The sequence below is a fragment of the Blautia sp. AF17-9LB genome (assembly GCF_003479185.1).
GTDB classification, from domain to species: Bacteria; Bacillota; Clostridia; order Lachnospirales; family Lachnospiraceae; genus Fusicatenibacter; species Fusicatenibacter saccharivorans.
Window position 1 is genome coordinate 22,952 of sequence record NZ_QUGU01000017.1, and the last position, 18,260, is coordinate 41,211.

The 18,260-nt window shown below is 35.2% G+C and carries 14 protein-coding genes; 7 read left to right on the forward strand and 7 right to left on the reverse strand.

The genetic code is table 11. The features are described 5' to 3' along the window. Nucleotides 1–247 precede the first annotated feature (247 nt). The gene (locus tag DWX00_RS15755) at nucleotides 248–6,139 is read right to left on the reverse strand and encodes a hypothetical protein (RefSeq protein ID WP_147398270.1); all 5,892 of its coding nucleotides are present in this window, start codon (nucleotides 6,137–6,139) and stop codon (nucleotides 248–250) included. Between the two features lie 83 nt (nucleotides 6,140–6,222). On the opposite strand from DWX00_RS15755, the gene DWX00_RS15760 reads away from it, so the two are divergent. Then, entirely contained in the window at nucleotides 6,223–6,786 is a 564-nt protein-coding gene (locus DWX00_RS15760) for a hypothetical protein (RefSeq protein ID WP_118595693.1), read from the forward strand. A gap of 2 nt (nucleotides 6,787–6,788) precedes the next feature. On the opposite strand, the gene DWX00_RS15765 is transcribed toward DWX00_RS15760, so the two are convergent. Continuing rightward, the gene (locus DWX00_RS15765; protein WP_118595694.1) at nucleotides 6,789–6,989 is read right to left on the reverse strand and encodes a hypothetical protein; all 201 of its coding nucleotides are present in this window, start codon (nucleotides 6,987–6,989) and stop codon (nucleotides 6,789–6,791) included. Between the two features lie 92 nt (nucleotides 6,990–7,081). Here DWX00_RS15765 and DWX00_RS15770 point away from each other — a divergent pair, with 92 nt between their 5' ends. From DWX00_RS15770 to DWX00_RS19495, 6 genes are all read left to right on the forward strand, one after another. Beyond that, nucleotides 7,082–8,170: a DUF5067 domain-containing protein gene (locus DWX00_RS15770; protein WP_158578885.1), complete on the forward strand. Its 1,089-nt coding sequence runs from the start codon at nucleotides 7,082–7,084 to the stop codon at nucleotides 8,168–8,170. Nucleotides 8,171–8,213: 43 nt separating this feature from the next. Further along, nucleotides 8,214–8,831 carry a zinc ribbon domain-containing protein gene (locus tag DWX00_RS15775; RefSeq protein WP_118595696.1) on the forward strand — a complete coding sequence of 206 codons (618 nt, stop codon included), beginning with the start codon at nucleotides 8,214–8,216 and terminating at the stop codon, nucleotides 8,829–8,831. Between the two features lie 17 nt (nucleotides 8,832–8,848). Beyond that, on the forward strand, nucleotides 8,849–9,184 hold the full coding sequence (locus DWX00_RS15780; protein WP_118595697.1) for a hypothetical protein: 336 nt from the start codon (nucleotides 8,849–8,851) through the stop codon (nucleotides 9,182–9,184). A gap of 52 nt (nucleotides 9,185–9,236) precedes the next feature. Beyond that, nucleotides 9,237–9,824, forward strand: coding sequence for a hypothetical protein (locus tag DWX00_RS15785; RefSeq protein WP_118595698.1), 588 nt, complete (start codon nucleotides 9,237–9,239; stop codon nucleotides 9,822–9,824). A 24-nt stretch (nucleotides 9,825–9,848) separates the two neighbouring features. After that, a complete protein-coding gene (locus tag DWX00_RS15790; RefSeq protein WP_118595699.1) occupies nucleotides 9,849–10,601 on the forward strand; it encodes a hypothetical protein in 753 nt (250 codons plus the stop codon). A 1,242-nt stretch (nucleotides 10,602–11,843) separates the two neighbouring features. Next, nucleotides 11,844–12,032 (forward strand): hypothetical protein, encoded by a 189-nt coding sequence (locus tag DWX00_RS19495; protein WP_147398271.1) that lies wholly within the window; start codon nucleotides 11,844–11,846, stop codon nucleotides 12,030–12,032. A 1,101-nt stretch (nucleotides 12,033–13,133) separates the two neighbouring features. On the opposite strand, the gene DWX00_RS15795 is transcribed toward DWX00_RS19495, so the two are convergent. The 5 genes from DWX00_RS15795 to DWX00_RS15810 all read right to left on the reverse strand — a co-directional run bounded on the left by DWX00_RS15795 (nucleotide 13,134) and on the right by DWX00_RS15810 (nucleotide 17,827). Next, complete coding sequence (locus DWX00_RS15795) at nucleotides 13,134–16,001, reverse strand: phage tail tape measure protein (RefSeq protein WP_118595700.1); 2,868 nt, start codon at nucleotides 15,999–16,001, stop codon at nucleotides 13,134–13,136. 13 nt (nucleotides 16,002–16,014) lie between these two features. Continuing rightward, entirely contained in the window at nucleotides 16,015–16,482 is a 468-nt protein-coding gene (locus DWX00_RS15800; RefSeq protein WP_147398272.1) for a hypothetical protein, read from the reverse strand. A gap of 85 nt (nucleotides 16,483–16,567) precedes the next feature. Next, complete coding sequence (locus tag DWX00_RS15805) at nucleotides 16,568–17,170, reverse strand: hypothetical protein (protein ID WP_118595702.1); 603 nt, start codon at nucleotides 17,168–17,170, stop codon at nucleotides 16,568–16,570. A 14-nt stretch (nucleotides 17,171–17,184) separates the two neighbouring features. Next, nucleotides 17,185–17,370 (reverse strand): hypothetical protein, encoded by a 186-nt coding sequence (locus tag DWX00_RS19500; RefSeq protein WP_147398273.1) that lies wholly within the window; start codon nucleotides 17,368–17,370, stop codon nucleotides 17,185–17,187. Further along, entirely contained in the window at nucleotides 17,357–17,827 is a 471-nt protein-coding gene (locus DWX00_RS15810; protein WP_118595703.1) for a DUF1064 domain-containing protein, read from the reverse strand. The genes DWX00_RS19500 and DWX00_RS15810 overlap by 14 nt, the downstream gene beginning before the upstream one ends. Between the last annotated feature and the right edge of the window lie 433 nt (nucleotides 17,828–18,260).

Below are 18,260 nucleotides of genomic sequence, written 5' to 3' on the forward strand. Positions count from 1 at the left end.
CTTCCATTAAGGCATTACGCCACCCAATATGGGTTAGTCTCTGAACGTCTTCCATATCATTTCTGACTTAGGAAGTTCGCTGCGTCTGAGTGACTTGCACACCCGGTTATCCCTAGTTTAATTATTTTTATGGTTTCTATCCAATAACGGACTGTGAGTTTAAAACTCTACCGCATTCACGCCTATCGTTTCCGGTTACGTTGTAGCCAATTAAACCTTATGGGGACTCCCCGCAATTAAATAGATTTTACAGGAGCAAATATTTCACCCCTTCTAAAGCCATGATCTGTGCTTTAATAGCATTAATATCATTGCTCTTTTTGGATATTGATTTATCATAGGAATAATAGTCAGCTTTTGCTTGAAGCGCCGACTTTCTCTTGCTGATTATTTTATCAAGATAATCAACCTCTGTACTCATAGCGTTCTTATACAGATCAACCAGACTGTCCTGATATGATTTCACATCTGCAATCGAACCTTGAATACCTTCACGGTAATCTTTTGACTTGTCATTATATTCCGTTAAGGAAATAACCCCATTGTCATAAGACTTTTTCAGTTTTTGCAGACCCGTGGTATAATCTGCAATTTTTTGTTTTGCCGTACCAATACTCTGCTGTAAGAGAGCAACTTGTGCCAATCCATCTTCCGTGATACGTCCTTGCTTATCAAGGAATGCATCATCGTTCAGAAGGTCGCGGAAACTTTTCAGCTCATCTTCAAGGTCACTGTACTTCTGGATAGCATCGTCAAGTGGCTTGAATCGTAGCTCATAGATACTATCTTGAAGAGATTCGTTGTCCGTAATCAGTTCCAGAGTATTCTCTTTTAACGTTTGAATCTTTTCTGCATAATCTTGATACGATTTAGAATTGACATCAAGAACCGCCTGTTTCTTCCGGTATATTTCCATCTGCTTTAGATTCTGCTGTACCTGAGCGTTATTATTATCTATACGATCAGTGTATAGATTCTCTGGCACATCACGATTCTGGGATTGCAGGTAAGAAATATATTTCTCCGTAATATCCGAATTACGTTTGATTCCGGCAATTACATTCTGGATAGTATCAATTTTAATCTGATCCAATTTATCCCGTAGTTCAATTAGACTGGTAGAAGCATCATAAATCTTAGCTGTGAAGTCTTGGATATTCTTCATAGCAGACTGGTATGCATCGGAACCTTTCTTTAATAAACCACTGGACAGCTGGGAATTGATTTCCTTCTGATACTCATTGAGTTTCTGCGTAAGCTGTTTGTAAGTATCTTCCTGTGCTTTGATGGATTTATTGATATTGGCATAATTGTCTGGATTGTCAATCGCCACACCCAGCGCATCGTTGAGAGAAATTTTGGAATCGGCTACGGTTTTTATCGCATCGTTGATGTCTACGATCGTATCATATTCTTTTTCAATGATTTCCAGACGTTTTTCAGCGAGTTCGGTAATTTTATCTTCGAGTTTGGCTACGTTATCAGCAGCGGATTCATATTTACTGTAGTAGTCCTTATACTCATCAATCTTTTTCTTCAGATCCTCGTTGGTTACTTTTTCCACATCAAGTGTGCCATTCTGGATTTTAGAGATATAAGAAGGATCAAGCCCCACGTTCGCCGCAAGCTGTAAATACTTGTTGGCTGACTGCTGATTTGCAGTTAATTCCTGCTGAACTTTACTGATAGCGTCATATGCTTTTGTCTGCTTCTGCGCCAGACCGATAGCACGATCAATGTTATCAACTGCAATCTCAGTAGCACGAGACATTTCCTTAAGAAATACTTCTATCCAGTCGAAGGTTTCCTCGGTTGCTTCTTTGGTGGAAGAGCTGCCGGAACTTCCTCCGGAAGAGCCACCGGATGAGGATCGAGTTGAACCACCAGAAGATGATCCACTGTTTCTACTACTACTGCTACCAGAAGATGAGTTAGGGCTTGTATTATTCTGTTTCTTTTTTTCTTCCCATGTGGAAGAATCTGCTTTTGTTCCAGAACTTCCAACATTAAATCTTCCCGATCCGCCAGAGAACGCACTACCTAAAGAATAACCATCACCTGCAAGCTGTGCATGAGAGCCGGTAACATAACCATGTTCAAGTAACTGCTCCGTTTGATCACCGTTGAATACAACATCATCTTTCTTCAAATTTGCAAAAGTAGGATCGCCGCCATTCAAGATAAACGCCTTACCATCCCGAACGATTGCTTCTGGTTTTAACTCATTTACAAGCGCATGTGGTTCATTGTGAGCAAGCCCCCAATTACGGCTTGCAGTACCTGACGCATGAGCAGTTCCTATAGCGTGTGCCGTACCATTTACTCTTGGAACAGTACCATTTGTCTTAATATTGTAAGTCAGACTTCTTGTTTTATTGCCTGGTAAATTTTCAAGTCCGGAAACAACCACACTGTAAGTAACCGTAGCATTTTTGTCTTTCGGATCATAACTGTCAATCGCACTATGGTCAACTTTGTATTTGACAGTAGCGTCCTTATCTTTCGGCGTATAATTTACAATCGCTTCTTCGTTTACACCAGCTTTTACAAGTAATTCTGGCGTAATTCCAGAAATCTTTGCAGAGACGTTGGCAAGAGCATTCGGATCAAGATTTACCCCTATTCCTACATCAATCGGATGAGTAGCAATATTAGAAAGTTTCGACTGAAAATCAGTATCGTCAAGACCTAACTTTGCTGTCGTATCAGCATCAAGATTCTGTAGCTGTCCTGCCAACTGTTGTACTTTCTGCTGTGCATCTGTGGTATCAATGTCGATGCCCTGTGTTTTCATCGTGTTCTGTGCATTCAGAATCTCTACAGCATTCTGATATTCCTGTAATTTTCCGATCGCATTGCCTAGTTCTCCGTCAACCTGCGAAGTATCAACCTGTAGAATAGCTGGTGTATTTTCAAGATTCTGTTTCGTAGCGTACAGGGATTGTAAACTGTTGACAGCATCCTGTGTGTCAGCATTAACAGGAATCGTACCGTCTTCGTTTCTGAACTGCTCCAACTGACTCTTCAGATCAGAGATCTTTTGATCGACAGAACTTGCATCCGCATCAATTACAATGTTATTTTGTCCAGCTTCATGCTGTTTCTGCACCAGATAGTCAAGAATATTATTGGCTTGTTCTAAACGTTCTGTCCGAACTTCTGGTTCCAAATCAGCGTCATTGACTTGTTGAATATATTCTTTAACCTTGCCAATGTCATCTGTGATTTCACTGAATGAATCTGTGTCCAGATTGATGCTATCAAGAGAAGTTTCACCCATTCCATCAAGAGCTTCTTTGGCTGATTGAGCTTCTGTCTTTAGTTGTTCCAGAGATTTAACCGGCTGATCGAGGTCTATGTCAAAGCCAAAATCATGCAGTTTTCTTAGTACTGATTGCACAGCTTCCACATCAATTCCCAGTGCATCCGCAATTTCTTGATCGTTTCCGACACCAAAATTAATTTGCCAGGAACCATCCTCGTTCATATGTGCCCATTCGGAGTTAAGATTGGATATGTCCTGCAAGAATGCTTGACATCCTTCCTGTCCTTCTGTGAAGTAACGCTCCATCTTCGGATAGGATTCTTCATAGGCAGCCACGATTTCATCCACACTGGCATTGGTCAGATCCTTATTTGACATCAGATCAACAAACTCTCGGAATTTGTTTTCTCCCACAAGTCCTTTATCGTAGAGATCTTTGATGGATTCCATGTTACCCTGGATGGAATCATACATATTACCTTCTTCAACACCGGACATAGCATCCTGCCATTGTTGATAAGCAGAAGTAGCAGTTTGATACTGATATGCTAGATCTTCCAGAGAGGAAATATTATTCAAAATACCTTCGCGCTGTGCCTGTAAACCGCTGACATCTTGACCTTTTACCATTGCATCGGCAATCTGCTCCTCGACTTGTCTAAGTGCTTCCTGTTGATCTGCAAGGCCGGAAAGATAATCCGCTTTGTTCATTTCAGATTGTTGTGCCTGTAATTTTGCAAGCTCTTCACGATTGATATGGTAACCGTCTGCGGTTTTCTCCAAAGCACGCGCAGCATCATCTCCGAACATTTCTTTAAATGCTTTCACATTATCGGCAGAAATACCTGCTCCCGAAACAGATTCAGACATAATCGTCTTGAGCGTTTCCAGATTTGCTTGTGCTTGCTGAATGGTAGTATTGACTTCTGAGAAGGAATCATCCACTTGATTCATGGATACGGTTGCCGTCATACCCATATCCGTTAAGAGATCAACAACTTTTGCCACACTTTCAGCAGAATCATCGGAAACAATTCCGAGATCCATTGCTTCATTGACTGCCATTCGCAAAGCATCTTTGCCAGCTACAACATCACTTGTATCAAGATTGATACTCTTGAGGTCAATATCTGTGTAATTCTTCAACTCTTTGAGCTTTGAAAGTACGGTATTATTTAACTTATCTGCACCTCTGCCGGACAGCCGTTCCTTGAACTCATAAGTCTTTTCGGATGCTGTATCAATACCGTCTGCAATCTCATCGAACAACTCCTTGTATTTCTTACCGGAATCCGTACTGACAATATTATCCACGGAATCTTTTACGCCATCTAATGCAGTTTTCGCTGATTCGACCTTAGATGTATCTCCACTTTGCAAAGCTTCGTTATATTTGTCCACTGCATCCGCATATTGCTGATATACAGTTGCTGGTTTATTGTTACCGTAACCTTCTGCAAGCATGGAATTTTTCAGATACTCTTGATATACTTCTTGATGCTTATCCAAAATATCCTTATAAGAAGATTCTGCATCTTCCGCGGAACTGATGATATTATCAAAGTAATCAGTATTCTTACCCTCGTCCTCAAACTGCCGTTTCAGCTCTTTAACAGTAGCGAGGAAGGAATTTAATTTTTCATCTGCTCCTGTAACTGTTTCATTTTCAAAACCGAGTTGGAACTGACCTGTGCTTGTACTTGTGTACTGTTTTAGTCCAGCTTTTTTTGCCGCTTTCTGGATTTCTTCGATCTGAGTTTTGCTATTTTGGTAACGCTTCAGCGCATCTTTATATACGTCTGAATTTGTATATTCAGATTTCTGTGGTTCCGAGCCGAGCATAGCTAAAGTAGGTGTATTACCAAAGAATGACTCATAATCATCTTTGGTCATTTTCTTTTTAGCTTTTTCGTAATTCTTCTCATTATCCGAATCATTCAGCCAACTTTTCGCATTTTCAACTTTGAGCTGCTGCATCTTCTCGATCTGCTCATCGAGTTTGCCATTTACAAGATCAATTCCATCCGCCTGTTCTCCATAAGAGTCTGATAATTGACTTTGGATATCTAGCAATTGACTCTTCGTGTTGTATGCTTCTTGCTCCGTAAGAGTACCAGAATCAAGAGAATCCCTTAGTTCCTGTGCTTTACTAATATTGTCATCAATAGACTTATTACGTTCCTCTATCTCTGCTATGGAGTCTTTCGTGTGCTGGATGGATTCCTGGACAGATTGATTGTAGCCTTGCCATGCTGCAACGCCTACGGTAACTGCTGTGGTTAAAAGGAAAATCGGATTTGTAAATGTAGCAAGAAGACCTTTAAAATAGTTTGATAAACCAGAAAATGCGGATTTTGTGGTTTCTACTTTGGGTGCTAATTCAACAATTGAGTCACCTAAATCTTGATTATTATCAATGAGATCTTTAACAAACTCATTATATGCCGCGCTGCCTTTTTCACCTGAATTAGCTATCATATCAGCAATATCGTTATCTTTATATTTTTTTAAGACTTCAGAATTACTACTCATCAAGGCGTCAACTAAATCGCTTGCATTATTTATATTTAATTCTATAGCCTTACTAAATGTAAGATTACCTGCCGCAGCTTTTTGATATAAATCAGCGTCATTCGCAAGAGATAATGCTTGTTTTGTCAACGCATCGTTTAAGCCCATGACAGATGCTTTAGTTTTAATTTGCTCTGTGGAAAATTCACTAATTCCATTTTTCCCAACTTTAAAAGACTCGTTAAAAGACTGTTGTAGTGTACTGCTTAATGTGTCAAATGTTGAGTTTTTTCCATATTTATTTCTCAGTAAGTTTAATTCTCCAAAACTACCAAATAAATCACCTAAATTTTTTAACTGCAAATAAAATTATTGTATAATGTTGGATTTATATAATAATTATGATATAATGTAATCAATTTGATATATAAGGAGGTATTATCTCTATGGATTTTCAGAATTTAATAATTTGTCCAGATTGTAATGAGAATGTAAGTATCCACGCAGAAATATGTCCTCATTGTGGACGACCAATAAAAAAATATCTTGAAGAAAATAATATTAATGATTTTACTAAAGGTTTTATCTGTCCGAGATGTGGTGACAAAGAAGCTTTGTATTTTACTCCATACAGAAGAGTAAGTTGTGAATATTGTCATATCCCATTTATTCAAACAAAATATGAGATTGTTGATTTCTTTAATCACCATGGAGAAAGCAAAGAAGATATTCTTCACGATTTAAAAGAACTTGGAGTAGACGATCAATTTGATGAAAATGAATATAATAAACGATGTCTAAAAGAAGAAGAATACAGAAAAAATTTAAGGAAACAAGCAAGTCATGAACTTCAACAATCCACTAATCAACACCACTGTCCAGTATGCCAATCCACAAATATCGAGAAGATTGGCATGTTTAAGCGTATGCTTTCTACCAGCATGTTTGGAATTGCATCTGATAAAATTGGAAAACAGTTTACGTGTAAAAATTGCGGATATAAATTTTAGAATCATTCCTCATTTACTTTTACCTGTTTCACAAGACATTTCATTTTCTCCTGTAACACACGCTGCTCTTCAGTAAGAGTAGATGGATCAGTATATATGGAAGGATAATCAGTCTGCGGAAATGGATAATCTATGATTGAATTTGCCATAACATATTTGTGGAATTTTTCAAACCCATAATCAATTAAAATACTATCGTACATTTTATATTCACCTCTAGAAATGTTGGATTTATATAACAATTGTGGTATAATTTAAAATTATCAAATATATAAATAAGCGGATGGGAAAATACATGAAAAGAAAACACACAATACGGATAACAGGTCTTTTATGCTTTTCTTTTTTTATTACAAGTTGTGGACAATCATCTGCAACATCAGCTTCTAGTGTAATCAAAGAGGCAGTTAATACTGATAGCATCGAACAGATTATTTCAGAAGATAATGAAACGACTGACACAGCTATAGACGTTTCAGATCAATCAAGCAATTTAACAACAGATAAAGTGTCAAATGTAACATGCTCATGGGAAGATAGTGAAGTACCAATAGAAGTTGGAAATGATAATTCAAAAGCACTAATTAAAGATACAAGAATTGTTAATTCTTCATATGGCACATTACTGATTATGGATTTTACATATACCAACAATACTGCGCAAGCATCAGATTTTATTAATGATAGCAATTGTGATGTAAAACCATATCAAAATGGTATAGAATTAGATAGACCAGGGATAACATCCGAAGCGGGTATTTATGATTATAGTGATGCATTTACAAATGTAAAAGATGGAGGAATAATAAATACGCAACTTGTATGGGTTCTTAAAGATACGATGAACCCAGTTGAAATTGATTTTGGAATAGATTCAAATTACGATCCTGCATATTCAAAGACATTAACTTTAACTGGCGGCAAAGACATTGAAGATAAACAAGATAAATCGCAAGAAACAAAAGAATCCGATTATAATATATCGTGGCTGAATGACAATGTACCAGAAAAAATTGGAAATGATAATTCGTATGCAATATTAAAAAATACATCTGTTTTGAAATCCCCGTCATATGGAATCGTATTAGTAATGGATTTTGAATACACAAATAATCTGGATAAAGCTAGAAATTTTATCAATAACACACCATGCCTTGTAAAGATTTATCAGAATGGTGTTGAATTAGATAGTCCTGGAAATACATCGGAACAAGGAATATTCGATTATTCTAATGCGTTTACTGGTGTAAAAAATGGTGGAACATTAAAAACACAGTTGGTTTGGGTTTTACCAGATGATAAAAGTCCCGTAGAAGTCGAATTTGGTTTGGATAATAATTATAAACCACAATATGATTGTACATTAAACATTTCTGAAAAATAAATTGGTTCACAATATTTAGTATAATGTGGGGAGGGAAAACTACATGGCATTAATCAAATGTCCAAAATGTGGTCGTGAAAATGTTTCTAATTCTGCTGAAAGGTGTCCGTCATGCGGATACAATATTAAGGAATACTATGACAAGTCGCATGAAAAAGACAATGAAAATAAAAGAATTGTATTAGGTATAGGTATAGTAATATTAGTCTTTGCAGTCCTTTTCCTTAAGAAAGAATCGTTCACTACTCATGACGCTGATCCTTTTAAAAAATATTATTCGAACTTTGGAAAGGATATTTCGACTGTTAATAAATCTAAAAAATACATAATAAGTTCAACATCTGACCATAAAGGAATGTTGGTAAACAATTCTGTTAAAATATGGAATATAGATGGAAAGTTATTATTGATAGCTAACGACCAAGATGATGATGAACTAGGACTTTTAATATGGAGTGCGGAAAATGTTGAATTAGATAATACTCAATTAGATCATATAGTTGAAAAAATGGATAAATTATATGGTAAAAACACTTATCATTACGATATTGAAAATGATTTAAAAGTATATGATTGGGATGAACTATCCAATATGAAAATTGAATTGTTTTATCGTCCCTGTATTAAAACGATGATGATAAGTTTTTCAACAAATGAATGATAAGGAGATTTAACGTTATGAAATGTACAGAATGTGGCAAGGAATTAACAGCAGAAGAGCAGAGCCAAGGAACTTGTTCATCTTGCGGGAAAAAGATTGAAACTCCGGCAACATCCAATACATCGGAAGAAATTTATACAACGCTTGTTGGACAATCATTGAAGATTGTGGGAATAATTGTTCTAGTAGGTGGTTTTATTGGATCTTTCTTAATAGGAAAAGATGATTATGGTTATCTTTCTTATTCTAGCTTTTTCTTTTATCTTTTTGTATCTGTTATCGGTGGTTTGCTGATTACAGGTATGGGCGAAATTGTTAATTTTCTATATACCATTTGCAAAAAGCTAAAGTGATGTCGTATAGACTTCAACTCAACTAGGAAATATTTACGGAGGTAATATCTATATGAGTAAAGTTTTTTGCCCTGAATGTGGAAAAATTTTAAGTCAATATGCAGAAACTTGTCCTGATTGTAGTTTCCCAATAGCCAAATACGTAAAAGACGCCAATCTTACAGACTTTTCAAAAACATTTGTATGCCCTAAATGCGGTTATTGGAGCGACATGAATAGCATTGCTGGCGAAATTATGTGTGAATACTGCCATCTTCCTATGTTTCAAACAGATGAAGATGGAGATGTAACTCTAAAAGCAACGTTAAATATGAAATCAAATGAAGAAAAAGATTCTTATATTTATTCTCTTTTAGAACGTTGCGGTAAAACAGATGAATATAGTGAAGAAGCTCATCAAAATTTCCGCCGCAAATTACACGAATGGGCAGAAGAGGAGCGTAAAAAACCGAGCCAACCAGTAGTTCAGCAGTCCACTACCACACCATCTGCCAACCAACCTCACTGTCCGACTTGCGGTTCTACCGACATCATCAAAATTTCAGCAGCTAAGAAAGCTGTAGGCGCTGGATTATTCGGATTATTCAGTAAAACCGCTAAGAGTCAGTTTGAATGTAAGAATTGTGGTTATAAGTGGTAAACTATTCTATGTGAGGTATAAAACATGAGTATATTTGAAAAAGACGATTCAATGAATCGATCCGTTAATTTATGCCTAAGTATGTGTGAACAGCTATATAAAATAAAATCTCATAATTTAACCATTCTTTTTTCAGACGATATTATGCATGATCGTTTACAATATCAAAATGAAAAAGTTGAATTATCCGAAGAACCAGAGGGATTATATGTTCCTGGCGAAAATGGTGCTATTTTTATAAACTATCCTAATTATATAAAAAATCCACCTGCAACGTTAATTACAATAGTGCATGAGCTTATCCATTATTTTGATTCAATGCTATTCGTAAATGACTTTTGCGATGGAAACTGGGATAATTTTGAAAATCATGAAATATATAAAACATTCCGTTTGTGGAGTGAATTTCACGCAGTATACCGTTCTTTATTACTTGGAAGAGAGATATATGCTTATGCAATGCCAGAATATTACTCCAGAGAAGATATTATAGAAGAATTTCAGGACTTTACTAAAATTAATAATTATAAAAATTACATAGAATCATTTGACGTAGTTGATTATTATCATATTTTTCGATATTGTGCGGAAGTTATGTTGTGTATAGGAATGAATAATCAAATCACATTAGATTATTGTATTACAAATAAATTAGTAAAGGATTTTCCCGCTTTTAAAGAATTATTTTATGATTTGTCAAAGATGACTACGTATGAAAAAGCCAAGGAACACTTAGACCTGATGCATTGGGAATTGTTCAAACATTTTGAATATTAATTCGATATTAACTTTATCTGATCCCGCAGAAAGTGGTGGTAATTGTTTGCCATCTTTATCAAGGATTACTTCATAATTCTTTTCGTAATCAACATAAGTGATCGGAGTTGTATGCTTTGAAATTTCTCCGCTATCATATGGTTTACAATTTTTTCGATAATATTCCGATGGATCTGTAATTTTTATACTAAAGGAATCCGCTTCTTGTGTTATGTTTTTTATATTGATAATAATCACCTACTTTCATTTGAACTATTTAAAAAAAGAGGATAAAAGATATGTCATGGAAAATTAGAGTCAGAAGAAGTATGCAGCCATGGCCCTGGTGGGCTATAGCGTTGTTATTCTTTGTGACATTTTTGTTGAAAATGTTATAGAAGTGGAAGAGGAGAGTATTGGAAAGTTATATTTCCATACTCTCCTCAATTCAATGTTTACTGGCACATTTCAGCCCACGCACATCCTATAGATGTACTATATTTCGATATGGATATTTTGTATGACTTCCATTTGTCAATCATCTATTTTTACCGTTTTTAGTTTTTCTGTTCTCAAAACGATTAATAGCATCTATGCTAGATTTTACATTACGAGAGAAAAAATCATTTGCTTTTTAGGATCTAAGATAAATGCTTGATCAGAAGATTCATCTTTTACGTCTTTATTTCCAATTATAGTTACACTTGCATCAATAATACCATCAGGATCAGATTTTAATGTTTTAAAAATTAATTCAGATTTAGATTCCAGGCTTTCACATCCTCCATTGATATTGTAATTTTACGATAAATACCTATATAATTTTCCTATTATTTTCCAACAACGCCAGAAATAGGATAGAAGCTGGCGTGTGATGAGAAAGCATCACAACTTTCGCGTACCGTGGAACATGCATTCAACGCATATAAACTATGGCATTATATACGCTGGAGGAAGGGTGTTCTCTCTACTCCTCCTAACTTTCATATGCTTCGCTCGTCATTATGATATTATCTTTAATTCCATAATTGCTGCTAACATTTCACATATTACTATACGTAGTCAGGTTGGCTCGTGCGTTCTCGCGGAATTTTCATCCATTTCACTGCATTATTGCAGAATAGCGAATTCGACGAATTAATCCTCTATTTATTTTTTACAAGCACTAATCTCCCTACGTTGAAATATCATTCCATTGCTATGATATTCTCCGCATTGATAAGCCAGTTTACGATAAACTATAGCCAGGATTTTGGCTAACCTATGCTTGATATAAATTTGAAACCACCAAGTGCTGTTAAAGCTGTGCCAAGTGGCCCAAGTGTTTCAGTAATTTTAGTAAGAATTTCTAAGAATTGTGTTCCGCTATCTATGACAGCCTTGAAAGTGTCTGATGATAGAACAGAAGTTGAAAATTCTTGGAATGTAGCCTTGAATTTTTCAAGACTGTAATCGATCGTTATATTAACAATAGTCGCTAATTATTGTTTTGTTGTATATTATATATAGAAATAACATACAACAAACTCATACCTTCGCATGAGAGTAGACTATTTCTTAACCACACTCTAAATAGAAGAGCAGCAGTCACACCTTTTCGATTTAAAGGGATCTCACCTACGTTTATAGCGATTACGCCCTACGAGTATTGAATTAGATATTCGAGATTTCCACTCTTATTTTTAATATTCTCTACATAAATAAGAATATTTTCTAATTCCCGATATGGCTCTAGTCGTTGAAGATTTTCCCTCGACTTAACTAACATTTGATCAATGTATAACGTTAGGGAACTTTCCTGCATGAACAGCAATTCCTGATTTATATAAAATCAGTAAACTCGATACTTAGGCTTTTGACCATATATCATCCTTACGTTGTTTCTACTTTCGTCCCATCATAATATGATTTCTCCATTATTGTGGTGTAAGGCTTTACGCGTTACCTGCAATTAAATGTGTTCTTTATGCACATTTCTGTACATACGGGTATACGAATTTACCCTTTTGGTAATTAGTTAATTCCTTTTCGGCGGAATCTTCGGAATCGTTCATCGCAGTATTAAGCGCTTGACGAGCAATGTCAAACTGGGACATAAGTGCGCTCATTACCGCTCCTTGATTTTTTCCTGCGATCAACTCAGTTACACTTCATATTTTTTTGTTAATATAGCCCTCGCTTGAGACTATACCAATTATTATTGAGTCAGATAATAATTCTTATACTCGCATATAAGATCAGAGTACTTTTTAACCACATTATTCATCTTAAGAATAATAGCAGTCACACCATTTCAGACTTCATTTAGCGATTAAGCCCTACATTAAGGATTTCTCCCCCCTGACGTTGGGGTACTCGTTTGACACATCCCTATTCGGGACTTTGCGACCAAGCTACCATTTCTAATTTAAAATAATTAGCAAAATTTCTACTTAGGCTTTTGACCATATAGAATCTCTATCGTTGTTTTACTTTCGTTACATTCATATCAGCATGTTTCATCCATATTGTAGTGATAGAGCATTAGGTTTTACTGGTTTTAGATGTGTTCTCTTATGCACATTTCTGTACATACAGGCAAGTGTAGTCTGCCTGCTGGATGTCTGTTAAATCAGACCATTTATTTGCTAACTCATCAAGAATTTGATAAGTAGACTTAAAAGTATCTTTGTCTTTCAGAATATCTACGCCACTAAGTGCAAGCATTTCTTTTCGAAGCTTGGCAGTAGAAGTTACCATTCCTTCAGTGTCAAGACCGGCTTCTTCAAGATCTGTTTCGGCGCTTCTTATGCGCATTGAGATCGTTTTTAGTGCTGTCCCGATTTTTTCCGGATTTTGAATTACACTATTCGCTGCACTGGCAAGCGCAACACCCTGTTCATACGTATTGCCAGCGGCTTTTAGAGATGATGCAGATCTTTCAATTGCTTCAAAAATACCTGCTGTATCAATAGGCTGCGTATTGGCTACCTCATTTGCCACATCTACGATATGTTGTGCTTGATCTGCTTTTAGTTGAAAACCTTTCAATGCACTAATTAGACCAGAAGAGGATGTTTCCTGGGTCATGTTATCTCCGACACGTTGCAGAAGAGTAGTCATGTCAGACAATTCTTTTGCGTCATCAAGAGAAGCTCCGAGACGTTTCCAATCCGCAGTACTGCTAATTACATCACTAACTGTAGCACCATATTTCTTGGCACTTTCAGCAGCCTTATCCCAGTACTGACTTAATTGGCTCTCCGATGCATCACTTGCAACTTTTGCTAATTCAATTTGAGCATCATTAATTTCCTTTACATTAGAAACAACCTTTGATGGAATTTCCATAACGACATTCTGCAACATGCCGTAAATTCCCGTAAATTGAGCAATTTGATTAATAGCACGTTTTGTATCTTGCCAAATGTTTGCTCCTGTTAATCCTTCAGCAGAAATTTTTGCCTTCAAATCTCTTGCTTTAGCATCAACCTCTAACTTTTGCCCTTCCGTTGTTACATTTTTATAAGCATCACGAACTTCTTCAAGCTGCGCCTTATATTTCTTCCATGCCTTACTATTGTTATTGATATAAGATTGCATCTCATTTGACGCACGTAAAGCGACCCCAGGTGCTAGTGTTGCAGTTTCTTCAGCTTTGACCTGTTTTATCGCAGTTTTATATTTTTCTTCTTCTTCAGTCATCTTTTGAAGATTTTTACTAAGACGCTCAACCTCTTCATCACTAAGATCAGAAACATTCGTATCTTTTAATGATTTTTGAAAATCTTCACGAATCTCTTTAAACTGCTTAAGACTTTCTCTTGCACGAGTCAGTGACTCAGAAGTTTGCCCCACATACTTAGAAAGAGTATTTTTATATCCAGCTTCTGTTGCGGAATATGTTCCAGTTTGTAATTCTTTCTGAACTTCTGCTAATTTTTTACGGGCATTAATTTCCTGTTCGATGTTAGAAATGATTTTAGAATTATCATAGTTGACCGCTTTTGTAATTCCGGAATCACTATTAGTATAAGAATCTCGTAGAGTCTTTAATTTTTCTAATTGCGATTTGCTTGCAAAACCGTCGGAATTTTTTACAAGATTATCAATTTTATCAATAGTTCTCTGAAGTGTGGTACCATCTAGATTTTTTGAAAGTGAAGTTCCAAGCGTTTTCGCGGTAGTTTCAACTTCATTAAGCTTTGCATTCAAAATATCAGCATCCGAAGCAATTTGTGTTAAATTTCCAGAAGATCCTTTTGCTAATTCTGCTTTTATACTAGCCTGTTTGTCATGTATGGTATTCACTATTTTTTCTAAAGATGATAAAACGTCTGCAGAACCATCTTGTCCAGCGTACTGAGATTTAAGCTTTTCAACTTTTGCGTCAAATTGTTTCATTGAACTATCTGAGACAAGGTTTTTTGCTTGAGCTACTTTTTTATCAATGGCATTTTGAAGCTTTGCTGCATTTGAATCTCCAATGACGGTATCTTTTTTAGATGTTTTCTCCATAGTGCTATTGACTAGAGTCATAACATTTTTAAATTCTTTACCAGCAGAAGTACATTCATCAAATTTTGACTTAATTTGATCCATTGATGTGCCAGAAGAAACAAGGTTTGATAATTCTTTTTCCAAACCTGTTATAGTTGTATCAAGCGTTCTTGCTCTTTCAATTGCATCTGTAGATTGTCCAGCATAATTACTTAGTTGTTTCGAACGCTGTCCCTGACGAATAGCAGTATTGTCATCATTTCCATAAGCTTTGATTGTAGCATTTTTCTCATCGACATACGTGTTGTAGCCATTAGCTTTTCTACGAAAATGATTAAAAGCTTTTTGCTCCAATTCATCATTGTAAAAACCTTGCTTTTTTGCATCTGCAATATATTTTCGGTTTGCAGACATTTCATTAACTAAATCAGAAATCCGACCTTTAACATACTGTTTATCCTCTGTGGCTACTTTGCCTTTTGCTTCTTTTGTCTTTAATGAATAATATTCTGTTACGTCTTTATTTAACTGAGAATATGCTTTTTGAAGATCAACGACGGTCTGCTTCTCAGATGTTAACTTACCATTCTTGTTATAAGATTGTTGTTTTCCATCAGCATACGTATACGAATGAGAAGTAGATGGACGTCCTTTTTTATCATATATTGTTGATTGTACATACTTATCTGCGTTTTTTGGAGTACTTTGTTCAGTAGCTGTTTTAGTTTTATTTCTTTTTCTAGACGTTTGAGTATGTTTCTTTTGTTCTTTTTCAATCTCATCAGACAGCTTCTTAACCTGTTTAGATGCTTCATCTGTTTTGATATTAATCTCTTTTGGTTCAGTAATTTTCTTCTCAAAATCATCGATTATTTTTTCGCTATTTTTATCCAGTGCAGCTTTTATAACAGCTTCGAGGTTAATTGTATGTTGTTTTGGCATTTTTTCACCACCTTTATAATTCTATATTATCAAGCACTTTATGTACTGAATTATCAATGATTTTATCTAATCTACCATTGACCAGTTCTTGCTCAACATAATCAAATGGTGGAGGAGTAGTATCTACAAGATGCCACTTACCATTACCATGTTCACCCTTTAAATACATCAAATCAAACACACCTTCGTTTGTTAGTTCTTGTCCCCAGAATCCGTGATAATTTGGAACGTTTTCTTCTGTATCTTCAAAAATTATAGATGAACCTTCAGCACTTATATTGCCAGTCATGTTTTCTAATCTACCCTCGCTAAAGTCTCCTTTGTGTGTTGCATAATATTGATTAATTGATTCATTAATAATTTTTCTATATTCTGGTTCTGCATCAGTTGCAATTTGACGTGCCATTGTAGGAACAGATTGTAATACTTTTTTATTGTAATCTTTCAGTAGCTTTTGTAGTTCCTTTGTTATATTACCCATTTTTACCACCACCTCCATATTGATAAATTAAAAAATCTCCTGGCATTTGACTGCCAGAAGATTTAATGTATTCTTGCTTTATTTATTATTTTCCTGTCATTCTTTTCTGTACATCCATTACGGTATCAACCATCACATCTCGAATTGCTTTTGCGTTAAGCATTTTACTTTCATTCATTTTTTTAAGAATATTCATAATCATTCCAATGCTTTCTGGATTTTCAAGAACAGGTTTTGCAGCAATCTGAACATTTCGTCCAATATTTGCTACAGCATTTGCCATTTCTGCAATTTCCGTATACATTTCATGTTTTTCATCCGTACAATGAATCATTTTTTGTAGTTTAAAATCTACAATCTTTTGTACACTTTCCATCACATGGTTTTTGGTATTGATATACGTAAAATTAATATCATTTTTCTTATCTGATTTATCTACATTATAGAAAAATTTATTTACATGCGCATGAAGATTTTGGTCTTGCATAACACAATCATAGATTACATCGTCTTTTTCAAATTCAACACCGTCAATAAAATAAACAGCAATAGCAGTAATAAGTGCAGCTTCCTTATTCCACGGTGTATACTCACCGCCTTCAAACATATAATCTACAATGAAGTCAATTGCTTTTTTCTCATCTGCAAGTGTAATAACCGGTTTAATTTTTACATATTTTGTAATCATTTATTTTCTCCTTTTTATTCCTGATAAACTCTAACTTCCCAATGATATCCGTCATCTGTATGAATACTATATTTATCAGAATAAGCATCATACTTCACCTGACAAATTTGAGAAGAATTATCTACTATTTTGAAATACAAGTGTGATGGCAAACAATAATTTCTCTTTTTTAAAATATCATCTATTTCACTGGAATACATTGTTTGCCTCTTGAGTTTCTTTTTTCTTACGTTTTCTTTCTGCCCGATTCTTTTTCACGATCTCGTATTCCTGCCATCCTCCGTCGATCTTGGAATAACAAATCCATTTATAGTTAACATCTGGATAGCAGTACCAGAATAGTTTTCTTTTAATCAGTGCAACACTGTCAGGGCATCCCTTAGTGTCAATAACTTCTTCATGTCCATCCTTATAGACAATAAAAAAATCAGCCACATATTTTATTGGCTGAACAGTTTTTCCGTCGTGTTTGAACTTTGGTTGTAGCTCATATGGCTTCTGTAATTCATAATCCACCACATCGCCACTCTCCACTAATGGGCAAAGCACATCACGATAATATTTCATTTCTAAAATTGAATCAAAAGTTATATTATTATAAGTACGTTTGCTTGTGTCCTTATCTACGTTAAATTTAGATCTAGCGATTGTAATCACTTCCTTTTAAATATTATAATTATTCTTTTATTTTAAGATTTACTTCATTGATACTATCTGTTACAAAATTTACAGCTTTTTCATATGACATATTCTTTTTCCCTAGAAATCTTCTCCGCTGTTAATTTACATATTACGGATACAAGCGTTAGTATATCTAAGGATTTTTCCAAATCCTAATGTTTTTGCTTTTTCTCCAAATTTTAAGCATATTATAAATCCAAATATATTGTTTCACCTCTCAAACAGACGGTGATTAATCTTTGATTAACAACTTATCATAATCACTTTTCATGTCTTTATATATTGACTGCTTTGTTTTTTCGACAATCATACTTATAAATTTGTTGTATAATTTTTTTAACATATAAAGACCTTCTTTCTCTTTTATTGACCGCGAATTTTATTGCGATAATTCGCGGTCATATTATTG

What these genes read in the sequence shown, in the direction of transcription:
- DWX00_RS15760 (WP_118595693.1), top strand. Translation starts at nt 6,223, where the DNA reads ATGGATTTTCAGAATTTAATAATTTGTCCAGATTGTAATGAGAATGTA.
- DWX00_RS15765 (WP_118595694.1), bottom strand. Translation starts at nt 6,989, where the DNA reads ATGTACGATAGTATTTTAATTGATTATGGGTTTGAAAAATTCCACAAA.
- DWX00_RS15770 (WP_158578885.1), top strand. Translation starts at nt 7,082, where the DNA reads ATGAAAAGAAAACACACAATACGGATAACAGGTCTTTTATGCTTTTCT.
- DWX00_RS15775 (WP_118595696.1), top strand. Translation starts at nt 8,214, where the DNA reads ATGGCATTAATCAAATGTCCAAAATGTGGTCGTGAAAATGTTTCTAAT.
- DWX00_RS15780 (WP_118595697.1), top strand. Translation starts at nt 8,849, where the DNA reads ATGAAATGTACAGAATGTGGCAAGGAATTAACAGCAGAAGAGCAGAGC.
- DWX00_RS15785 (WP_118595698.1), top strand. Translation starts at nt 9,237, where the DNA reads ATGAGTAAAGTTTTTTGCCCTGAATGTGGAAAAATTTTAAGTCAATAT.
- DWX00_RS15790 (WP_118595699.1), top strand. Translation starts at nt 9,849, where the DNA reads ATGAGTATATTTGAAAAAGACGATTCAATGAATCGATCCGTTAATTTA.
- DWX00_RS19495 (WP_147398271.1), top strand. Translation starts at nt 11,844, where the DNA reads ATGCTTGATATAAATTTGAAACCACCAAGTGCTGTTAAAGCTGTGCCA.
- DWX00_RS15795 (WP_118595700.1), bottom strand. Translation starts at nt 16,001, where the DNA reads ATGCCAAAACAACATACAATTAACCTCGAAGCTGTTATAAAAGCTGCA.
- DWX00_RS15800 (WP_147398272.1), bottom strand. Translation starts at nt 16,482, where the DNA reads ATGGGTAATATAACAAAGGAACTACAAAAGCTACTGAAAGATTACAAT.
- DWX00_RS15805 (WP_118595702.1), bottom strand. Translation starts at nt 17,170, where the DNA reads ATGATTACAAAATATGTAAAAATTAAACCGGTTATTACACTTGCAGAT.
- DWX00_RS19500 (WP_147398273.1), bottom strand. Translation starts at nt 17,370, where the DNA reads ATGTATTCCAGTGAAATAGATGATATTTTAAAAAAGAGAAATTATTGT.